21 protein-coding genes are annotated in these 20,059 nt (G+C 32.3%); 3 read left to right on the forward strand and 18 right to left on the reverse strand.

What is annotated here, in order from left to right; translation table 11 throughout:
• Nucleotides 1–94 precede the first annotated feature (94 nt).
• Together M1D64_RS07365 and M1D64_RS07370 are read right to left on the reverse strand one after the other, a co-directional pair.
• Nucleotides 95–688, reverse strand: a complete 594-nt coding sequence (locus M1D64_RS07365; protein WP_041080489.1) for a hypothetical protein — start codon at nt 686–688, stop codon at nt 95–97.
• 110 nt (nt 689–798) lie between these two features.
• Complete coding sequence (locus M1D64_RS07370) at nt 799–1,254, reverse strand: sugar phosphate isomerase family (RefSeq protein ID WP_069821952.1); 456 nt, start codon at nt 1,252–1,254, stop codon at nt 799–801.
• Nucleotides 1,255–1,522: 268 nt separating this feature from the next.
• Here M1D64_RS07370 and M1D64_RS07375 point away from each other — a divergent pair, with 268 nt between their 5' ends.
• A complete protein-coding gene (locus M1D64_RS07375; RefSeq protein WP_069821951.1) occupies nt 1,523–2,386 on the forward strand; it encodes an NERD domain-containing protein in 864 nt (287 codons plus the stop codon).
• A 262-nt stretch (nt 2,387–2,648) separates the two neighbouring features.
• Here the strand turns inward: M1D64_RS07375 and nucI are convergent, their stop codons facing one another.
• Complete coding sequence (gene nucI / locus M1D64_RS07380; protein ID WP_041080486.1) at nt 2,649–3,179, reverse strand: thermonuclease NucI; 531 nt, start codon at nt 3,177–3,179, stop codon at nt 2,649–2,651.
• A 171-nt stretch (nt 3,180–3,350) separates the two neighbouring features.
• Between nucI and M1D64_RS07385 the strand changes: the two genes are divergently transcribed.
• The gene (locus M1D64_RS07385) at nt 3,351–3,542 is read left to right on the forward strand and encodes a hypothetical protein (RefSeq protein ID WP_011303215.1); all 192 of its coding nucleotides are present in this window, start codon (nt 3,351–3,353) and stop codon (nt 3,540–3,542) included.
• 82 nt (nt 3,543–3,624) lie between these two features.
• On the opposite strand, the gene M1D64_RS07390 is transcribed toward M1D64_RS07385, so the two are convergent.
• From M1D64_RS07390 to hflX, 9 genes are all read right to left on the reverse strand, one after another.
• Complete coding sequence (locus tag M1D64_RS07390; RefSeq protein WP_037538489.1) at nt 3,625–4,227, reverse strand: response regulator transcription factor; 603 nt, start codon at nt 4,225–4,227, stop codon at nt 3,625–3,627.
• The gene (locus tag M1D64_RS07395; RefSeq protein ID WP_069821950.1) at nt 4,227–5,318 is read right to left on the reverse strand and encodes a sensor histidine kinase; all 1,092 of its coding nucleotides are present in this window, start codon (nt 5,316–5,318) and stop codon (nt 4,227–4,229) included. Before M1D64_RS07395 ends, M1D64_RS07390 begins: the two co-directional genes overlap by 1 nt.
• Nucleotides 5,315–6,049: an ABC transporter permease gene (locus tag M1D64_RS07400; protein WP_011303217.1), complete on the reverse strand. Its 735-nt coding sequence runs from the start codon at nt 6,047–6,049 to the stop codon at nt 5,315–5,317. Before M1D64_RS07400 ends, M1D64_RS07395 begins: the two co-directional genes overlap by 4 nt.
• 1 nt (nt 6,050) lies before the next feature.
• The gene (locus M1D64_RS07405) at nt 6,051–6,917 is read right to left on the reverse strand and encodes an ABC transporter ATP-binding protein (protein WP_069821949.1); all 867 of its coding nucleotides are present in this window, start codon (nt 6,915–6,917) and stop codon (nt 6,051–6,053) included.
• Nucleotides 6,918–7,152: 235 nt separating this feature from the next.
• On the reverse strand, nt 7,153–7,350 hold the full coding sequence (locus M1D64_RS07410; protein WP_002483408.1) for a hypothetical protein: 198 nt from the start codon (nt 7,348–7,350) through the stop codon (nt 7,153–7,155).
• A 640-nt stretch (nt 7,351–7,990) separates the two neighbouring features.
• Nucleotides 7,991–9,331, reverse strand: a complete 1,341-nt coding sequence (gene glnA, locus M1D64_RS07415; RefSeq protein ID WP_002483409.1) for a type I glutamate--ammonia ligase — start codon at nt 9,329–9,331, stop codon at nt 7,991–7,993.
• Between the two features lie 20 nt (nt 9,332–9,351).
• Nucleotides 9,352–9,720, reverse strand: coding sequence for a MerR family transcriptional regulator (locus M1D64_RS07420; protein WP_041080483.1), 369 nt, complete (start codon nt 9,718–9,720; stop codon nt 9,352–9,354).
• A gap of 262 nt (nt 9,721–9,982) precedes the next feature.
• Nucleotides 9,983–11,221, reverse strand: coding sequence for a methionine gamma-lyase family protein (locus M1D64_RS07425; RefSeq protein WP_069821948.1), 1,239 nt, complete (start codon nt 11,219–11,221; stop codon nt 9,983–9,985).
• Between the two features lie 15 nt (nt 11,222–11,236).
• A complete protein-coding gene (gene hflX, locus M1D64_RS07430; protein WP_047503666.1) occupies nt 11,237–12,472 on the reverse strand; it encodes a GTPase HflX in 1,236 nt (411 codons plus the stop codon).
• A 101-nt stretch (nt 12,473–12,573) separates the two neighbouring features.
• On the opposite strand from hflX, the gene M1D64_RS07435 reads away from it, so the two are divergent.
• Complete coding sequence (locus M1D64_RS07435) at nt 12,574–13,050, forward strand: glutathione peroxidase (RefSeq protein ID WP_370445200.1); 477 nt, start codon at nt 12,574–12,576, stop codon at nt 13,048–13,050.
• 154 nt (nt 13,051–13,204) lie between these two features.
• Here M1D64_RS07435 and hfq read toward each other — a convergent pair whose 3' ends face one another.
• The 6 genes from hfq to M1D64_RS07465 form a co-directional block, all read right to left on the reverse strand.
• Entirely contained in the window at nt 13,205–13,429 is a 225-nt protein-coding gene (hfq, locus tag M1D64_RS07440) for an RNA chaperone Hfq (RefSeq protein ID WP_002483414.1), read from the reverse strand.
• A 1-nt stretch (nt 13,430) separates the two neighbouring features.
• Nucleotides 13,431–14,387: a tRNA (adenosine(37)-N6)-dimethylallyltransferase MiaA gene (gene miaA / locus M1D64_RS07445; RefSeq protein ID WP_069821947.1), complete on the reverse strand. Its 957-nt coding sequence runs from the start codon at nt 14,385–14,387 to the stop codon at nt 13,431–13,433.
• A gap of 21 nt (nt 14,388–14,408) precedes the next feature.
• Complete coding sequence (locus M1D64_RS07450) at nt 14,409–15,335, reverse strand: alpha/beta hydrolase (protein WP_069838008.1); 927 nt, start codon at nt 15,333–15,335, stop codon at nt 14,409–14,411.
• Between the two features lie 240 nt (nt 15,336–15,575).
• On the reverse strand, nt 15,576–17,249 hold the full coding sequence (locus tag M1D64_RS07455) for a glycerol-3-phosphate dehydrogenase/oxidase (protein WP_002483417.1): 1,674 nt from the start codon (nt 17,247–17,249) through the stop codon (nt 15,576–15,578).
• 146 nt (nt 17,250–17,395) lie between these two features.
• Nucleotides 17,396–18,898, reverse strand: a complete 1,503-nt coding sequence (gene glpK, locus M1D64_RS07460; protein ID WP_002483418.1) for a glycerol kinase GlpK — start codon at nt 18,896–18,898, stop codon at nt 17,396–17,398.
• Nucleotides 18,899–19,075: 177 nt separating this feature from the next.
• Nucleotides 19,076–19,894, reverse strand: a complete 819-nt coding sequence (locus M1D64_RS07465) for an MIP/aquaporin family protein (protein ID WP_002483419.1) — start codon at nt 19,892–19,894, stop codon at nt 19,076–19,078.
• Between the last annotated feature and the right edge of the window lie 165 nt (nt 19,895–20,059).

Here is a 20,059-nt window from a genome sequence, read left to right on the forward strand (position 1 = left end):
CTCGCTTTAAATAATATTTCATAAATCAAGCCAAACAAAAATCCTTCAAATTCATTGTATCTGTTGGTTAAACTTTCCAATGATTTGAAGGATTTTATATGGCTTTTTTCTCTGATATAAGCACTTGATTAATTCTTTCATCGCCCACTACTAAACGTAGTATTACAAATTGATAATAACTCAATGAATCTATAACACTTCTATAATTTGGTAATTGATGATAATCAATAGGATCTAATAATTCATACATTAAAACGATTTCTGGCTTAATATAGTCTACATCCCATTTAATAGAGTGAAAATAAATATTTTTTTCTGGCAATCGAATATTATGATTCCATCTAAACATCCATTCTTCATCTTCAACATCATAGACAATGATAGTCATAATTAATTTTTCACCATCAAATATTTCTGCATGTGTAATATTTTCGAAATTTAATTCGTCATAATTAGATGATGCGTGATTGGTATCGTGGAGCACCTTACGATTGTCATTAGGAATATATTTTAAGACCTCACCTAAAAATTTTCTTTCAACGCTGATATCAACTTTACCATTCAGGTTAAATTCGTCACGTAAAAATAGTTGTTTGGCAACTTCACCATTAAATTTAAATAAGTTAGGTACATTTTCATTTAAAGATTTTACAATGTCTTTAACTTTTTCATTATTTTCATTATCCAAAAGTGCACCTCCTATAAAAGTAAGCGTTTTCAATAATACATATTATATAATTTGTATGCGCATTTTTCAATGCATTAAGCGCAAAAATGTGAAATAAAGCACAAATAATTTTAAAAATCACCAATTTCTATGTATTGACCATTTGAATCTCCAATAATAGGATCTGGTCTATTCATTAGGAGCACACTATGAGTACAGTTCTTTATCGTATTTTGTATTTCTGCTATTGCAGGTACGGTTTGATATAACTTATCTTCATTCATAAAAGGTGCTGAAACAAAATAAAAGCGAATTTGGTATTTTGAAAAGGTTTCTAATACACCTTTGCCTATTATCACATGACTAGCGCTATCAACTATACCATTTGGAATGATTATATTAAAATCTGTATATTTTGATACATACTTTATAATATCTGTAGAATAACTTATTACTGATATTTTTATATTTGCTTTATATAGTTCATCTATCATTTTATAAGCAAACGGATGATTATCAAATGCAATAATATCGTCCCACTGGATCGTTTCTATGATATGTTCAAAATATTGTTTTATATTGCTCAACTTGCTATTCACCTTCTTCATTGAAAGATATTGTGCGTAATTCATTATAACTGTTTAATGACTTGAATTATACAAATTCCACAACAGTTTTAAAGAACCAATAAAATTTATTTAGTAATATTACATCAAAATATTGCTTTTGTAAGTAATGGTCTTTCTATTGTCATAGCACTAATATACTAATTTAAAATTATAGAATTTGTGCTAAACTAAATAAAAGCGTAAAATAAGATATAATAAAAAATTAAATAAGATTAGGATGATACATATGTTTTTCCCTTTAATATTAATTGTAATTATAATACTATTAATTGTTATTGTAATAATTGACCATCGAGTAATGCAAAATAAACTTGAAACTGAAACGTATTCAAAAGATCAATTAGTTACAAAAATAAGTACAGTAACTCGAGAAAATACACAATTAAAAAATCAAATGCTGAATATAGATGGAAACAATGATACGCACCATCATGGTTTAAGAAAAGCGAAGCAAGATTTAAATAGTATCTTAAATCAATATAAAAACGAAGGTGTCATTCAACATTTTGATATTATAGCTACTGGTAACTTAGCTGTAAAACATCCCCTTTTTGAGTACGCTAGAACTTTCGATTATGTTGTAATTACAGAAAAAGGCATTTTTAATATCAATGTTAAAAATTGGAAGCAAAAAACATTTTATCATTTCACTGCAGATACAACAAACAGCAATGAATCTAAAGTGAATGATAATATAGACCAAACTGTAGGACGTTATATTGCTAATCAATTTCATAGTCAGTTTCAATCAACACGTTCGACAACGTATACATTCATTGAACGTATTAAAAATAATTCTGTAACCTATGATTTTTATAATTATGATCCTTTTGAACAATCATCTATCAATACACAGGCTTTAGAGGCTAAGATATATGAGAAACTCAATCAACAAATCAAGAATATTGGACTTGTTTATTTCACTGATGGTAGCGTAAATATTATTGACGGCCCGTCTACAAGAGGTGATTACGTTGAAACAGTCTCATCTAAATCTTCCTTACAACAAATTATTGGAGATACTGTTCAATCAACAGATCAGGCATTGACTAAAAAGCAATATGATAAATTAGTAGCACGTTTTTATTAAATTAATATACTATATAGGAAAGAAGAGTCTGGGACAAAAATAGATGTCTCAGACTCTTCAAACTTTAGCTAAAGCCTCCGTCTTTGTGGGCAGTTTTTTGTGCACGCTTTCCGTGGACACAACCTTAGCCTGTAGTCTTCGGCCAGTGCTTTTCCACAGGAGTCGGCCCAAATTACTGCCAATACGTTATGAAAAATATAATATTATAAAGCCGAGACATTAATATACGTCTCGGCTTTTTTTCACATTATAAATTCAAAGTTTAACTCCAAATATTTAATTTTTTCTCTTTAGCAATGTCTTCAGACTTTTCAAAGGCTTCTCTATATTTTCCATTTGGAGAATAATATTTTTCTCTAGCTAAGCCTTGTTTGACTAATTGCTCATTATACATTGTCTTATTATCAAGCCAAACATAAGCTAATGTTCTACCGTATCGGTCTTCTTTTTCTTTATCGTACTCTAAATACACGTCTTTATTTGTTAAATGCTTTTTAGTATAATCAGAAGCCTCTTTCCCATAAGGTTGTACCGGTGTATTGGGTTTAACTGTTTCGGGCGTATCAACGCCAATCAGTCTAACTTTCAATTGCTCATTATTGTCATTTTCAGCAACGAATGTATCTCCATCTACAACACGTGACACATGAACTTTTTCAGAATCTTGTGGTCCTGTTGACGTATCTGCACCATTATTTTGAAATGGTCCTGTTTGATTAATATATTGAAAAGCTAATACACCTAACACTACTACGATAACGACTAAACTAGTCATTTTTTTCTTAGATTTCATTGTTGCACCCACTTCTTTTAAATATTCCAAATTATCATATAGAAAAAGCAAACTATCGTCAAGACCACATTATACACTAACTCATAAATTAGCTGATGTTTTAAATAACATGATATTGTTTATCTATGTAAATAACTCGTGCTATAATAATCTTGAATAGGAGTGAACAAATTGAGCATTTTCAAAGAAAACATGATAACGATTATTGCAGTTGTCATTGCCGTCATCGTAGGTCTAATCTTACAAAACCAATTTCAACTACCGCTAATGGTTTCTGCCGTTGTAGCAGTTTTATTAGGCATATTAATCGGATTTATCATTTTCATTATCCAATCTATCGCATCCAAAAATAAACGTAAATAATAAAAACTGCCGTTATAGACTTATCGGCAGTTTTTATTATTTAATTTGAACCATACAACATATTTAGCAAGTGCTAAATCATTTAAATCCATCCTTTATTTCTAGCAATATTCCATGCTTCAAATCGATTTTCGGCATCAAGTTTATCAATAATCGTAGATGTATAATTTCTAATTGTTCCATAAGATAAAAAGAGATGCTTGGAAATCTCTTTACTCGTATGGCCCTCACCTATCTCTCTTAAAACCAATTGTTCTTTAGGCGTTAATGGATTTTTTTCTTTAAATAGCGACGTCATCAGTGCTTCACTATATTCTTTTTCGTTATTCAATACTTTATAAATCGTTGTGACTAATTCATCTATAGAGCGTTCTTTCAATACATAAGCATCTACATCGTTCGCTACCGCTGATTCAAAATAACCGGGTCTCTTGAATGTTGTAACTATAATTACTTTCACATCAAGTTGTTGTTCTTTAATATTTCTCAATATTTCTAAACCTGTCATGCCAGGCATTTCAATATCTAAGATAGCAACCTGTGGTTGTCTTACTTTAATTAATTCATACGCTTCTTTTCCGTTACCTGAACTTCCAACTACTTCTAACTGTTCATTTAAATTAATAAGCTGAACCATTGCTTCTCTTAACATCGTTTGATCTTCTGCTAGTATGATATTTATCATCATGCGTCACCTCGAGATATTTTAATGGATATACATAAGCCATGATTCGATTGTATTTCAATCGATCCATTCATAAGGGCTACACGTTCTTTAATACTCTTCAAATCATGCTCTTTTAAATCATCCATGCCAATCCCATTGTCAATAATAGTCAATGTAATATCATTTTGTGTCTCTATTAATGAACCAGTTACCGATGTTGCATGAGCATGTTTCAACACATTATTAATTGCCTCTCTCAAAATCATCGCCAAAATAGCTTGTTTAGCTGGACTAATACCTTTTGCTAGTTCGGCATTAAAAAATTCAAAATTTAAATTTGCATTTTTTAACAACGTTTCCATCGAAGCTACTTCTTCTTCAAATGACTGTATTTTCAAATCATTCACGATACTGCGAACTTTATTTAATGATTCCTTAGATATATTGTTAACTTCAATCATTTGTAATTTTGCTTTTTCTGAATCGCTATCAATCAGTTTGATTGCTAGTTCTGATTTTATGCTTAAACTTGCAAAAACATGACCTAACGTATCATGTAAGTCTTGTCCAATGCGATTTCGTTCTTGTTCGGCAATGAGTACATTGATATGCTTATTCTTTTCTTCCAGTGCATTTTTCATTTTTATTGTTTCACTCTGTTTGAAGTTTCCAACAGTTATAAGTAATATAGCGATATGCATGACTGCTATAAAGCCTAAACTTAGCGGATCTGTGACATAAATTAAAATAAAATTAATAAGCATGACAACAATGAAAATTAAAAAGGCTATAGATTTCATTTTCACTTTCAATACATATGGTAAAATAAATGAACTAAAGAAAAAGAATAAACTCGTCGCTGGCCCGACACTATAAACAAAATAAGTGATACCAATATAATGTAAAATTAGAAAAGTATATATCATTTTTGTTGATAACACTTCCGTAAATATGGCCAAAGCAGTATATGAAATTGTAAAAATAATAAATATAATAACATACATCCAATATGACCCTTTTAAGTCAAATGTAAACAATGGTATCACTGCAAATATGAGATATACTAAACTCGATAAATCAATTACATTGACTTTCAATCTTTTAATCATATATCCACGTCTCTTCTCTTTTGAATAATAAGTGCAACTACTAAAAAGAGTATACTATAACCAACTAAAACAAAAAGTGATAAATAGTCTAGCGTCCCTCCTTTACCAATTTCATAAGCGACTTGCTTCAAATGGTAAGTCGGTGTGACATAAGCAATCTTGCGCATCCATTCAGGAAATTGACTTACAGGAAACCATAGACCTCCAAGAATAGCTAAACTTAAATACAAAATATTACCAATACTACTTGCTTTTTGAATTTCATTGATTTGTGATATCAATACCCCAACAGATAAAAAAGTACTCGCCCCAATCCATAATATTAAACCGGAAAGTAACCAATCTGAAGTTGACATTTCAACACCTTTCATAAAGTGTGCGACAATAAAAATAAGTAAGATGGCTAAAATAAATTGGAACATCATTTTAAAGACTTTAGCCATATAATATTGATGTGACTGTAGTGGTGTACGCATTAAATTTTTATACCAACCTGTCGTCTTTTCATTAATTAAATCTATCGGGAATTGCATTAAACAAAAACTCGATAAACTAAATGCCGTCATACTATACATATATTCTTTATAAAATGGTTTTTTCGCTTCTTCAGGCAAATCCAGTATAGATGTAAATAATAAATATAAAGCAAGTGGTACCAGTATAGATAGCACCAAATACACTTTCTTTCTAAATAATAATTGAATTTCTGTCTTTAAGTAATAAGTTAACATACTACTTCACCTCTTCTTTATTAAATACGGTTTCTAACAGACTTGCTTTATTGATCTCTATTTCATTCAAATCGACATGTATCGAAATGAGATATTCAATGATCATTTGTACATCTGTCGTAGTTATCCGTATTTTATGATTCTCTAATGTATATTCGAAGTGCTTACTAGATAAATTCGTTTCAACTTTGTCTTGGTATTTGCTTGGTAAACTAATGATTGATGTATGTTGACGTGTTCTTATCGTTTCCGGATTGTCATTTAAAATCACACGTCCTTTTTCCAAAACAATTACTCGGTCAGCCATACGCTCTACTTCTTCTATATAATGGGAGGTGTAAAATATCGTTACCCCGTCGTCCTTCAGCTTCGTTACAACTTCCCAAAAATGGCCACGCATTTGTACATCCATGGCACTCGTCGGTTCATCTAAAATTATACATTGGGGTTTACCTATAAGTGCGAGTGCAAAATCAAGAATCCGCTTTTGCCCACCCGATAATTTATTAGCATATTGATTTAATTGACTTTCATTAAAAAGTGTAATTTCACTAAACTCTTTTAAAGTAATGGCATCCGTATATAAATGAGCAAACAGTTGGTAAAGTTCCTTTACTTTTATTAAATCTGGAAAATTTGTTTTTTGAAACATAATCCCTAAATTCTTAGAATCCAATAATTGTGCCGTATCTAGTATTTCGCCTTTATTTGCATGTCGATCACCTATAATCATGTCTATAAGCGTAGATTTACCAGCGCCATTCGGTCCTATTAATGCAGTACAATGACCTTCATTTATATCAAACGTCACATCATCAACGACTTTTACTCGTTTATAAGTTTTAGTTAAATGTTTTATTTTAATCATTTTATACACTCCTTTCATTTCCTACTTTAAGTATGACGAATCTAATAGAAAGGCAGTAGTGAATATTGTCATAAATTACATATGACAAATGTCATTAAGTAAAATGAATATCATGAAATTATAAAGTTTACATAATATTATTATAGTTGTTTATATATTAGCTTTGGCACAAAAAAATACTGCGCAGAAAGAAATTAATCTTTCTACGCAGTATTTTCAATTAATGATATGCCATTTAAATATCTTTTGTAAATGTTAAAAATGCATGAAATTCTTGCTCGTTAGCTGAAAATGTACGTTCTTCAACTTCACGTACAGTAGAATTTAATAATTTATAACCAGATATTTCGTCTGTTTTTAAATAGTTATTAATTTCTTTTTCTAAATCATCTAGTGAAAGTGCTTTTAATGTTACTAATTTTACTTCTTGCATGATTCCATCCCCTTATGATAAGTAAATTTTATTAAGTATATTATACTATGGGTTTATATTGCACACAAATTTTAAAGGTAATTAGTCAATCTTCTTCCCATTAATAAGTCAAAGTTGACTGATAAATTCGCTTGTTCTACAATTAAAGTTCACTAAACATGAGTGAGGTGATTATCTTCTTTAAGTCAAAAGAAGTGCGTGCGTTTATTATATACTTTTTAGTAAGTCTTACATTAATCGTCTTATATTTAATACCATTTTCGCACGCAATATTTGGTTAAGCATTAGTTTCATCACTAATGTTTAAAGATAGAATGGCTCGTTAACTTTTACGAGTGCATTCTATCTTTTTTATTAAATCTGATAAATCTAATATAGCTTGAATAACTCAAATATTTGATCATTTTTTATTATTCTTATTGATACATACAAATTGGTAACACACTGTGTGTATCGGTTAATTACATGCTTTAAAAAAACGATACAGTTTTATGATTATTTTATTTTTATGACCATCTATAACTCGCTAAAGGTATAGTTGGTTATTTTTAATGAGTGGGCGCAAAAAAGCAACCCAATCTATTCATAAAGAATAAATGGATTGCTTATATTCCTAGTGTTTAACCCCTTTGTTTAGCACCTAGTAAAGCTTGATGTATTGTTCTCTTTCCCATTCAGAAACTTGAGTTCTGTAGTAATCCCACTCAATTGATTTAGAGTTAATAAATTGGTGATAGATGTGATTACCAAGTGCTTGTTTGATTGGTTCGTTGTCTCTCATTGCTTTAATTGCAGTATATAAAGTTGAAGGTAAATCTTGTATACCAACCGCTTCACGTTCTTCACGGTTCATTTCATAGATATTTTGATTCACTGGTTCTGGTACTTCAAGTTTATTTTTAATACCATCTAAGCCAGCTTGTAATATTGCTGCTAATGCTAAGTAAGGATTGGCAGCCGGGTCTACTGAACGCACCTCAACACGTGTTGATAGTCCACGAGATGATGGCACACGAATTAATGGTGAACGGTTCTTACCACTCCATGCAATATAACACGGTGCTTCATAGCCAGGAACAAGACGTTTATATGAGTTAACTAATGGATTACATACGCCTGTAAATCCACGTGCATTTTTTAAGATACCTGCTACGAAATGGAAAGCATCTTTAGTCATTTGCATATCACCATTTGGATCAAAGAACGCATTCTCTTTACCTTTGAATAATGACATATTAAAATGCATACCGCTTCCGTTAACGCCAAATAATGGTTTTGGCATAAATGTTGCATGTAAGTTATGTTGACGCGCAATTGTTTTAACTACAAGCTTAAATGTTTGAATATTATCACATGCTGTAATTGCATCTGCATATTTGAAATCAATTTCATGTTGTCCAGGTGCAACTTCATGGTGACTCGCTTCAATATCAAAGCCCATATCTTCTAATTCTAATACAATATCACGACGACAATTTTCACCTAAATCCGTTGGTGCAAGGTCAAAGTAACCACCATCATCATTTAATTCTAATGTTGGCTCTCCTTTTTCATCTAATTTGAATAAGAAGAATTCTGGTTCAGGTCCTAAGTTCAATTCAGAAAAACCTAATTCTCTCATATCATTTAAGACACGTTTTAAGTTTGCACGTGGATCCCCTTCAAATGGTGTACCATCTGTTTTGTAAATATCACAAATAAGTCGTGCAACTTTTCCTTGACCAGCAGTCCATGGGAAAATAACCCAAGTATCTAAATCTGGATATAAGTACATATCAGATTCTTCAATACGTACGAACCCTTCAATTGAAGATCCGTCAAACATCATTTCGTTATCTAATACTTTCTCTAATTGACTTACTGGTACTTCAACGTTTTTAATAACGCCTAATATATCTGTAAATTGTAGTCGTAAGTATCTTACATTTTCCTCTTTAGCAAACTTATGAATATCTTCTTTTGTAAATGAACGTTTTGGCATAATATATGTCCCCCGTATTTTTATTTAATAAAACGTGATAAGTCACCACGATTTATTGGAATTGCTTCTCGCTGTGGTTTCTGTGTAGCTTCAACTATCATTTGTTTTCTTGTCTCTTGTTCATCATCAGTAAGGTGATCTTGTTCATCATTAATAATTTGTTTAATACCTTTAATATTGAACCCTTTTTCAATTAACTTCTTAATTTCAAGTAAGCGTTCTAAATCATTTAATGAAAAAAGTCTTTTGTTTCCTTCTGATCGTTGTGGCTTAACGAGTTCATGTGTTTCATAATAACGAATTTGCCTAGCAGACAATTCACTTAATTTTGTTACAACACTCATAGGGAAAACGGGCATACTTCGTCGTAATGTATCATTTGACTTCAATCCGATCACCTCTACTTTTGAACTTGTAATAAATTTAGCATAATAATCAGATTAATTCAAAGATATGTAAGGTTTTCTAACATGAAGTTCTCATCCCTTGATATGACTACTTTCATCTGTTAATTCGTCGTCTTAAATCTATAATTTTTAGAAAATTCCTTAAATTTATTCAAAAAAAATCCATATATATGGGATTATAAATTAAAATAGCATGTATATACTATCTCTTTTTACAAAACATATATGGAAGTTCATTCAAAAATCAAATCAATTGTTGTGATTTTAGATTTCTCGCTGCTCTTGAGACAGCTAATTTTACGTGTTCATATGTTAATCCGCCTTGAACATAGGCTTCAAATGGCGGTCTAATTGGCCCATCAGCAGAAAGTTCAATAGAAGATCCTTGTACAAATGTCCCTGCCGCCATGATTACATCGTCTTCATATCCTGGCATATAAGCTGGCTCAGGACTGAAATGTGCATTAATGGGAGAGGCTTGTTGTATACTTTGACAAAACTGAATCATTTGTTCTTTATTCTCAAAAGAAACCGTTTGAATTAAATCTGTTCGCGCTTCATCGTATCTTGGACTTGTTCGCATATCCATCTTCTCTAGAAGAAGACTTGTAAATAAAGCCCCTTTCAAACTTTGACTAACAACATGTGGTGCCAAAAAGAACCCTTGATACATTTCTTGTAACGAATTGAGTGATGCACCTGCTTCTTTACCTATACCAGGCGCAGTTAGACGATAACCACAACGTGCAATTAAATCTTTTTTTCCTGCAATATAACCGCCGATTTTTGCTAAACCGCCACCTGGATTTTTAATTAATGAGCCTGCAATTAAATCCGCTCCACATTCAATAGGTTCACGTTCTTCTACAAATTCACCATAGCAATTATCGACAAAAATAATGATTTCTGGATATTGCGCCTTAATTTGTTGTATGGCCTTTTCGATTAAATTTAAATTGATAGAAGGACGTTGGTCATAGCCTTTGGAACGTTGGATAGCGATGACTTTTGTTCGACTATGAATTTGTTGCATTACCGTTTCTATATCTATATCACCATGTTTCAAATCCACTTTATTATATTGGACGCCATGTTCTTTAAGACTTTCAATACCATTGCCATTGATACCAATGACCTCTAATAAAGTATCATAAGGATTGCCAGTGATATATAATAACTCATCACCATGTTTCAAAGTACTTTGCAGCGCAATCGTGATTGCATGTGTACCAGAGATGATTTGAGGTCTAACTAAAGCATCTTCTGCTTTAAACGTGTGTGCATAAATTTCTTCAAGATGATCTCTACCAAAATCATCATACCCGTAACCTGTCGTCCCTTGTAAATCACTTTCAGTAGCTTTCACTTCATGAAACGCATTAAGTACTTTTTCCTGATTAACAAAGGCGGTTTCTTCTATTGCTTTAAAATATGGCGCTAATGTAGCCTCTGTGTCCGCAATCAGTTGTTTCATCTCTTTCATTTTCATAACTTCCTTCTATTCTTTTTTGTATCCTTTAACTTGATAATTAGCATTTATCTCGTCAAATACTAATTCTGATATCAGCGTATGTTGTTTTAAAAAGTATAAGCGATCTGCATTTGCACTCGGTACACTTTCTTCATAATAAGTAAGCACTTGTTTAATTTGATTAAATAACAATGATTTTACTTTCTCTATATCTTTTTCATCTTTACTAGAAACAAATACATGAGGTTTGTTTGTAGCTGGTAATGAGCCATCATGCAAATCTTTCTTGTTAAAAATGATGGCCTGAGGTATTTGTCCCATATCTAAATCATTTACAATTTGATTAACGGTATCATATTGCGCGCGATATTCAGGATGACTACTATCGACAACATGTAATAATAAATCTGCATTTTTTGCTTCTTCTAAAGTTGATTTAAAAGCCGCTATAAGCGTTGTTGGTAGTTTTTGAATAAATCCTACTGTATCTGAAATGATGAGATTAAAGCCGTCGTTTATCTGTATCTGTCTCGTTTTGGGATCAAGTGTGGCGAAAAGCAGTTTTTTTTCATAAGTAGATTCCTTTGCTAATGCATTAAACCAAGACGATTTCCCAGCATTAGTATAACCTACCAATGCTACTTGAAATACATGATTTTGTTCTCTTTTATTACGATAGCGTTCACGGTGTTCTACTACCGTTTCTAATTGGTGTTTAATCTCATTCATTCTCGTTCTGATGTGTCTACGGTCCATTTCTAATTTCGTTTCACCAGGACCTCTTGTTCCGATGCCGCCACCTAGTCGAGACAAACTTCGGCCATGACCCTGCAATCTGGGCATAAGATAATCTAATTGCGCTAATTCTACTTGTAGTTTACCTTCTTTACTACGTGCGCGTAGAGCAAATATTTCTAATATAAGCTGCGTTCTATCAATTATTTTGACGTTTAAATTACCATTTAAAGTTTTGGATTGTGCAGTTGTAAGCTCATCATTGGCTACAACAACGTCTATGTCATGAAATTCAACATATGCTTTAATTTCATCCAATTTACCTTTACCAACATAAAATTTATTGTCTACGTTAGTTCTATTTTGGCTAAACTGTGCTTTTACGTTTAATTGGCATGTCTGAGATAAAGACGCTAATTCTTCCATTGTTGACTCAAAGTTAAAGTCTTCATCCGTTTGAGCATGTACTCCAACTAATATTGCTGTTTCTAAACTCTGTTCCGTTGTATATGTTTGTTGTTGGGTCATAACATGCACCTCTTTTCAAAGTATTCTTTGCCATTCTATCATAGTGCCAAAATAAAGACTATAAACTTAAATTATGTTAAATTAATAAAAAGAGGTGAAGTATTATGACTATTTACGACATAGAAGTGCAAAAACCAAATGGAGATGCTTATAAATTAGATGCTTATAAAAACAAAGTGATGTTAATTGTAAACACGGCTAGTGAATGTGGATTTACACCACAATTTGAAGGGCTACAAGCATTATATGATAAGTATAAAGATCAAGATTTCATCATTTTAGGATTCCCTTGTAATCAATTTGGTGGCCAAGAACCTGGTACAGGTGAGGAAGCTACTCAAAACTGTAAAATCAATTACGGTGTTTCTTTCCCAATGCATGAAAAAATTGATGTTAAAGGTGAACAACAACATCCTCTATTTAAATTTTTAACTGAAGCTCAAAATGGATTTTTCAATGAAAAAATAAAATGGAATTTCACTAAATTTTTAGTGGATAAAAATGGCGATGTGGTTCAACGTTTTTCACCACAGAAAAAACCAAGTCAATTGGAATCAGAAATTGAAGCATTACTATAACTGAAAATACAATTTTATATATGATATTAAAAAGCATTGTCGTATCCTTACTTAAACACGGCAATGCTTTTTAATACAAAAAACCGAGGTTGAAACATTTATTTGTTCCAACCTCGGTTTTACTTAAGTATTTTTCATAATTTTTAAATGTAAATTAACTTTCTTCAGTTGTGGCTGCTTCGTCAATAGTGAAGGTACTTATGGCGTGCTTATAAATAAGGTGTTGTTTTCCTTGAGATAATAGACATACGATGTATTTATCGTAATCTTCAATCGTACCTTTCATTTGAAAACCATTCACTAAAAATACAATTATTTTTGTTTGATCAGCCTTAAATTGTCCTAGGAATTTGTCTTGGATGTTTTCTGTTGTATTCATTTTATGTTCTCCTTTTCTGTATTTGGACTGAAACTTCATCTAACATTAGTGAAAGTGACATTTTCTCTCTATCTAACCACAAGACGTCTAATTTGTTCTTAAACCAAGTCATTTGTCGTTTAGCATAATTTCTAGAATGTTGCTTTAATTTATTAGTTGCCTCATCTAGACTAATTTGTCCGTTAATAACGGGTACAATCTCTTTATAGCCAATTGCTTGCATACTTTGACTTGTTTCATAACCATTTTCAACGAGTTGTTTCACTTCACTTAATAATCCACGTTCCAACATTATATCAACACGTCTATTAATTCTTTGATATAATATGTCACGCGACATTTCTATCCCTAATAATAATGTATCATAATTTTCTGTAAATTGTTGTACTTTCTTACGTGAACTCAAAAGTTTTTTTGTTTTTAAATAATATTGTATAGCACGTCTAACTCTTTTTCGATTATTGGGATGAATATCTTGCGCAGAAATTTCATCAAACGATGCCAAATACTGATGTAATTCATCATTTGATAGTTGATCAAGTTCCGCTAGCTGCGTTTCTACACTTTCGCTATGCGCTTCTGAAATAGTTTCATCTTCGAAGGCATAATCATAAATAAGTGATTGTATGTATAAACCTGTGCCACCTACAATGATTGGCACACGGCCTCTATGAGTAATTTCTTTGATTAATTTTTGTGCTCTGTTTTTGAATTCATAAGCCGAAAAAGGTTCATCGGGTTCTAATATGTCTATCATATGATGTGGTATGCCAGACATCTCATCAAGTGTTATTTTTGCTGTGCCGATGTCCATATTTTTATAAACTTGCATTGAATCTCCACTGATAATTTCACCGTTATATTTTTTGGCCAATTCAATACTAAATTCAGTCTTACCTACTGCAGTTGGTCCAACAAGAACAACTATAAAGGGCTTGTCGTTTTCCACGTGTATCATCTCTCTTTATTTATTTGCTATTTACTTTTTCTTTTTTAAAATTTGTTTTTCTATCCATTCATACATATGATGCCATGTTTCAACATAGCCTTTTTCAAAAAGTACTTCATGTCTTTTATTTTTATACAGTTGTACTGTGATATGTTTAATACCTGCTTTTTTATATAATCTACCCAGTTTCCTAATCCCTTTACCATAGTCTCCTAGAGGATCATCTTTACCTGAAATTAACAATACAGGAAGATTGGCGTTCATTTGTTTTATATTTTTCATTCGACTTGTTGATACCATTTGTTTCATAACTTGATAAATCAACTGATTTGAGACTAAAAATCCTGTATATGGATCTTTTATAAATTGTTCTACTTCATTCGCATCACTAGAGAGCCAGTCACTTGTCGTTTTTTGGTTATTAATATTTTTATTAAACGATTTATACATTATTTTGTTTAACCAATCTAATCTACGATGTTTTCCTAACACCAATGTAATTATTTTTAGTAATGTACAAATGGAAATGTTCAAAAAGGTTGGATATTGCGTTGTTCCGGTTAATATCATACCTTGAGCTGCATCTGGATATCTTTGAGCGAATATACGTCCCACAATTGATCCCATTGAATGTCCTATAATAATATATGGGATATGTAGATAATGTGAACACACCGTTTCAGCAATTTCATATGCATCTTCCGCAACTTGAGACAGGTCATCAATTTGTCCACGTTCATCTTCATTTATATCTTTGCCATGGCCCCGATGATTATGTCGTAACACATCATAACCTTGTTGGTTTAATGATTCCACAAGCTGATCATATCGATCCATATGCTCTGCCATTCCATGAAGTATATGCACGACACCGATAGTTGTTTTTTTAGCTTTATTCAATTTAACTTCTATCATTGTGCCATCTGCAACTGTAATTTTAAATTCATTTTTACTCATGTTATAGGCCTCCCATACTTTACGACTTATATTTTTGTATATTATACAATATACCTTCAAATGAGCATGTTATCAAATAGTACGCAATCAGCTCAGTATATACAAACATTGTTTTAATAAAAGTATTTTCAAATTTTAATCATGCTTTAAATTACCATTTTGGGTTAAAAAAACAGCTGCCAACCTCGCAAAGTTAGCAGCTATTTCTATTTAAATTATATTATTGAAAAAGTACTTTAATTATTCTTTTACTGCTGGTTGATGATTACCAGTTTGTGCTTCATCAATTGCAATTTGTAATTCTTTTGTATAAGCTTCTTTTTCAATATTTGTGTATCCTAATAAGCCAGCCATGACATCAATAACTTGTTCTTTATAATTTAAGACGTCATCAATTTTGAAGTATAGTTTACCTGTACGACGAATAAAGAAGTCTGTTGGACGATATACCATTTCGTTTTGGATTGAATAAACTAATTCAGTATAAATGTCTAAAGGTAAACCAGTTTCTTGATATTGTGCTGTTTGTGCAATCTTGAATAGTTCTTCAGCATTTGAACCGTATTTTGAAGCAAAGTGACGTGCAGTTGACTCATCAATTTGATAAGATTTTGCTTCTTCAACTTTTTGTTCAATAAACTTATCGAAGTTCGCACTACCACCAACATCTCCTCCTGAGATAGTTAAGTGTTTCGTCGCACATTTATCAAATTTAAGACCGAATTCTGATTTCAAGCGTTTAGATAGTAAATCCACAATTTCAAGTGCCATATGACGATAACCAGTTAATTTACCACCGGCAATTGTTAATAAACCAGATTTACCTTCCCATACTTCATCTTTACGTGAAATTTCAGATGGATCTTTACCTTCTTCTAAGATTAACGGTCTGACACCTGCCCATGAAGATTCAATATCTTCATCAGCTACATTTACATCTGGGAACATGTAATTAATAGCATCGATGAGATAGTCTCTATCTTCTTGGTTAGCTAATGGTGAAGTTTTATTGTTGTCATAGAACGTATCAGTCGTACCAACATATGCTTTACCTTCACGAGGAATAGCGAAAATCATACGTCCATCTTTTTCAGTATCGAAATAAACTGCTTGACCTAATGGGAATTTAGATTGATCAATAACAATGTGAACACCTTTTGTTAAACGTAATTGTTTATTGTTACGTGCATAGTCTCCACTGCGAACTTCATCTACCCATGGGCCACTTGCATTAATGACTTTTTTAGCTTTGATTGGATACGTTTCATTATTGATTTGATCTTCAACTTGTATACCGTTGACTTTTTCATTTGAATCATAAGTGAAATGTACTGATTTTGTATGATTAATAACTTTCGCACCTTTTTCTTCTGCACGTTTCATAACTTCAATAGTTAGACGCGCGTCATCTGTACGATATTCAACATAAGAACCGCCACCTTTTAGACCAGCTTTTTTAACTAATGGTTCTTTTTCTAATGTTTCTTTAGCATTTAACATTGTTTTACGTTCAGCTTTCTTAACACCTGCTAATCTATCATACATTGCTAATCCAATAGAAGTAGTGAATTTGCCCATTGAACCGCCTTTATGCATTGGTAAAAGCATACGTTCTGGTGTAGTAACATGCGGTCCATTTTCATAAACAATCGCACGTTCACGACCAGTTTCAGCTACCACTCCAACTTGAAGTTGTTTTAAGTAACGTAACCCACCATGTACCAATTTCGTAGAACGTGAGCTTGTTCCTTGTGCAAAGTCTTGCATTTCAACAAGTGCAACTTTCATACCTCTTTCACTTGCATCTAAAGCAATACCAGCACCAGTGATACCTCCGCCAATGATAACGACATCAAATTCTTGATCTTTTAAATCTTTTTTTATTTGTTCTCTTTTCAACGTTGATAAACTCATAATAAACAAGCGCCTCCTAAAGTATTAAAAAAAGAGAGATTAATCCCATACATATATAATTGTACGAATTGAATCTCTCATTTCTCATCTCGATATTATTAACTTACCCGTATTGTAGCATATATAACAATATTAAGTCTAATTTTTTACTCATCTTCTAATTTAAATACTTGTGTTGCTTCTACAGCTTTCTTCCAACCTTTATAAAATCTTTCTCTATCTTTTTCAATCATATCTGGTTGGAATTCTTTTTCTAAGTTCCAACGATTAGCAATTTCATCTTTACTATCCCAGAAACCTACAGCTAAACCTGCTAAGTACGCTGCACCTAATGCTGTTGTTTCATTAATTTCTGGACGCTCAACACCTACGTCTAATAAATCAGCTTGGAATTGCATAATAAAATTATTTTTTACCGCGCCACCATCAACACGTAAATTATTTACTTTGATGCCAGAATCTTTTTCCATTGCTTCTAATACATCACGTGTTTGGTAACAAAGTGATTCCAATGTTGCACGGATGAAATGCTCTTTTTCTGTACCGCGTGTTAATCCAAAGATTGCACCACGTGCATCTGCGTCCCAGTATGGTGTACCAAGACCTACAAATGCAGGCACGACATATACACCCTCTGTTGATTCAATACGTTCAGCATAATTTTCAGATTGTGGCGCTGAATTAATCATTCTTAATCCATCTCTTAGCCATTGAATTGCAGAACCTGAAACAAATATTGAACCTTCTAAAGCATAATTCACTTTACCGTCCAAACCATAAGCAATCGTAGTTAATAAACCACTCTTAGATGAAACAGCTTCTTCACCTGTATTCATCAACATGAATCCACCCGTACCGTAAGTATTTTTTACATCTCCACGGTCGAAACAAGCTTGTCCGAATAATGCTGCTTGTTGGTCGCCAGCAATACCTGAAATAGGTACTTCTTCACCAAAGAAATGATAATCAATTGTGTGTGCATAAACTTCACTTGATGCTTTGACTTCAGGTAACATTGTATTAGGAATTTCTAAAATATCTAATAATTCTTGATCCCATTCTAAATCATAAATATTATAAATTAATGTACGACTTGCATTTGTATAATCTGTAATATGCGCTTGTCCACCTGATAATTTCCAAACAAGCCATGAATCAATCGTACCAAATAATAAATCACCGTTATCTGCTTTTTCTCTTGCACCTTCCACATTATCTAAAATCCATTTCACTTTTGTACCTGCAAAATAAGGATCTAAAAGCAAACCAGTTTTATTGCGGAATTTATCTTCAAGGCCTTGTTCTTTTAAGTCTTGACAAATACCTTGTGTTTGACGAGATTGCCATACAATTGCATGATATATAGGACGTGACGTATGTTTATCCCACACAACTGTTGTTTCACGTTGGTTTGTGATACCAATACTAGCAATTTGTTCTGCTCCTACATTGCTTTCATTTAATACTTCTGCCATAACAGCTAAAACAGATGTCCAAATTTCATTAGCATCATGTTCTACCCAACCAGATTTTGGAAAGAATTGTTTGAATTCACGTTGTGCGACACCTTTAATTTTACCTTCTTTATCAAAAAGAATTGCTCTTGAACTTGTTGTTCCTTGGTCAATTGATAAAATATATTTTTCCATAATTAAAATCTCCCTCTTATCTCGTTTATCGCGGCTATATATATGTAACTCGTTTTTACACGTTATTATACACATTGCCATATATTCATTTTTACAAACATTAATCTAAATCATAAATTGTTATAATATAAAGCCTACTTATAGTTTAACTTATAAACAGGACTGTTTAAAACTTAATCAATATACAGATTCGATACCTTTTGCACTTTTAGCTTTATTTAACACTACACCAAGCGCAATAGTAACAATTAGTAATACAATCGCTACAACTGACATTGTATCAAACGCGCCTTTATAGAATAATCTATAAATGACTGCACCAATCATTCCTCCAGTAATTGGGCCTAAAACTGGCACAATCGCATAGCTCCAATTAGATTTCCCTTTCCCAGCAATTGGTAATATCGCATGTGCAATACGAGGTCCTAAATCACGCGCGGGATTAATGGCATAGCCAGTTGGTCCACCTAAACTTAAACCAATCGCTACAATTAAACCGCCAACGATTAATGGATTTAATCCATCAGCAATTTTATTCATCCCAATAAATAGTAATCCTAAAGTAAGTGTAGCAGTACCAATGATTTCACTTAAAAAATTGGCAAAATAATTTTTAATTGCTGGTGCTGTAGAGAATACACCTAATTTTGCGCCTTGATCTTCTGTTTGTTTCCAATGTGCTAAATACATTAACCAAACTAAAACACCACCGAAAATACCGCCGAGCATTTGACAAACGATATAGCCTGGTACCATACTCCAACTTAACGCGCCGTCCATAGCAAACGCTAATGTAACTGCGGGATTTAAATGCGCTCCGGAAATATTTCCAACCGCATATACACCCATTGAAACTGCAAGCCCCCAACCTAATGCAATAACAATCCAATCTGCACCGTTACCGGCACTTTTTTTCAAATTGACGTTGGCACAAACGCCACCCCCAAATAATACTAGTATTGCTGTTCCCAAAAATTCAGCAAAATACACACTCATAGAGACTCCTCCTAAAAAAAGATAGAGAGATTCCTACAATTATAGCCAGTTGCGAACCACCGGTTTAATTACTGTAGAAATCTCCCATCTCTGTTCTATTTATTAACTTGTGTTCATCTTACACCGATTTTGTAAGCGTTGTCAATCTTTTTGTAAAAATCTTGT

It is taken from the genome of Staphylococcus sp. Z5-21 (genome assembly GCF_056529615.1).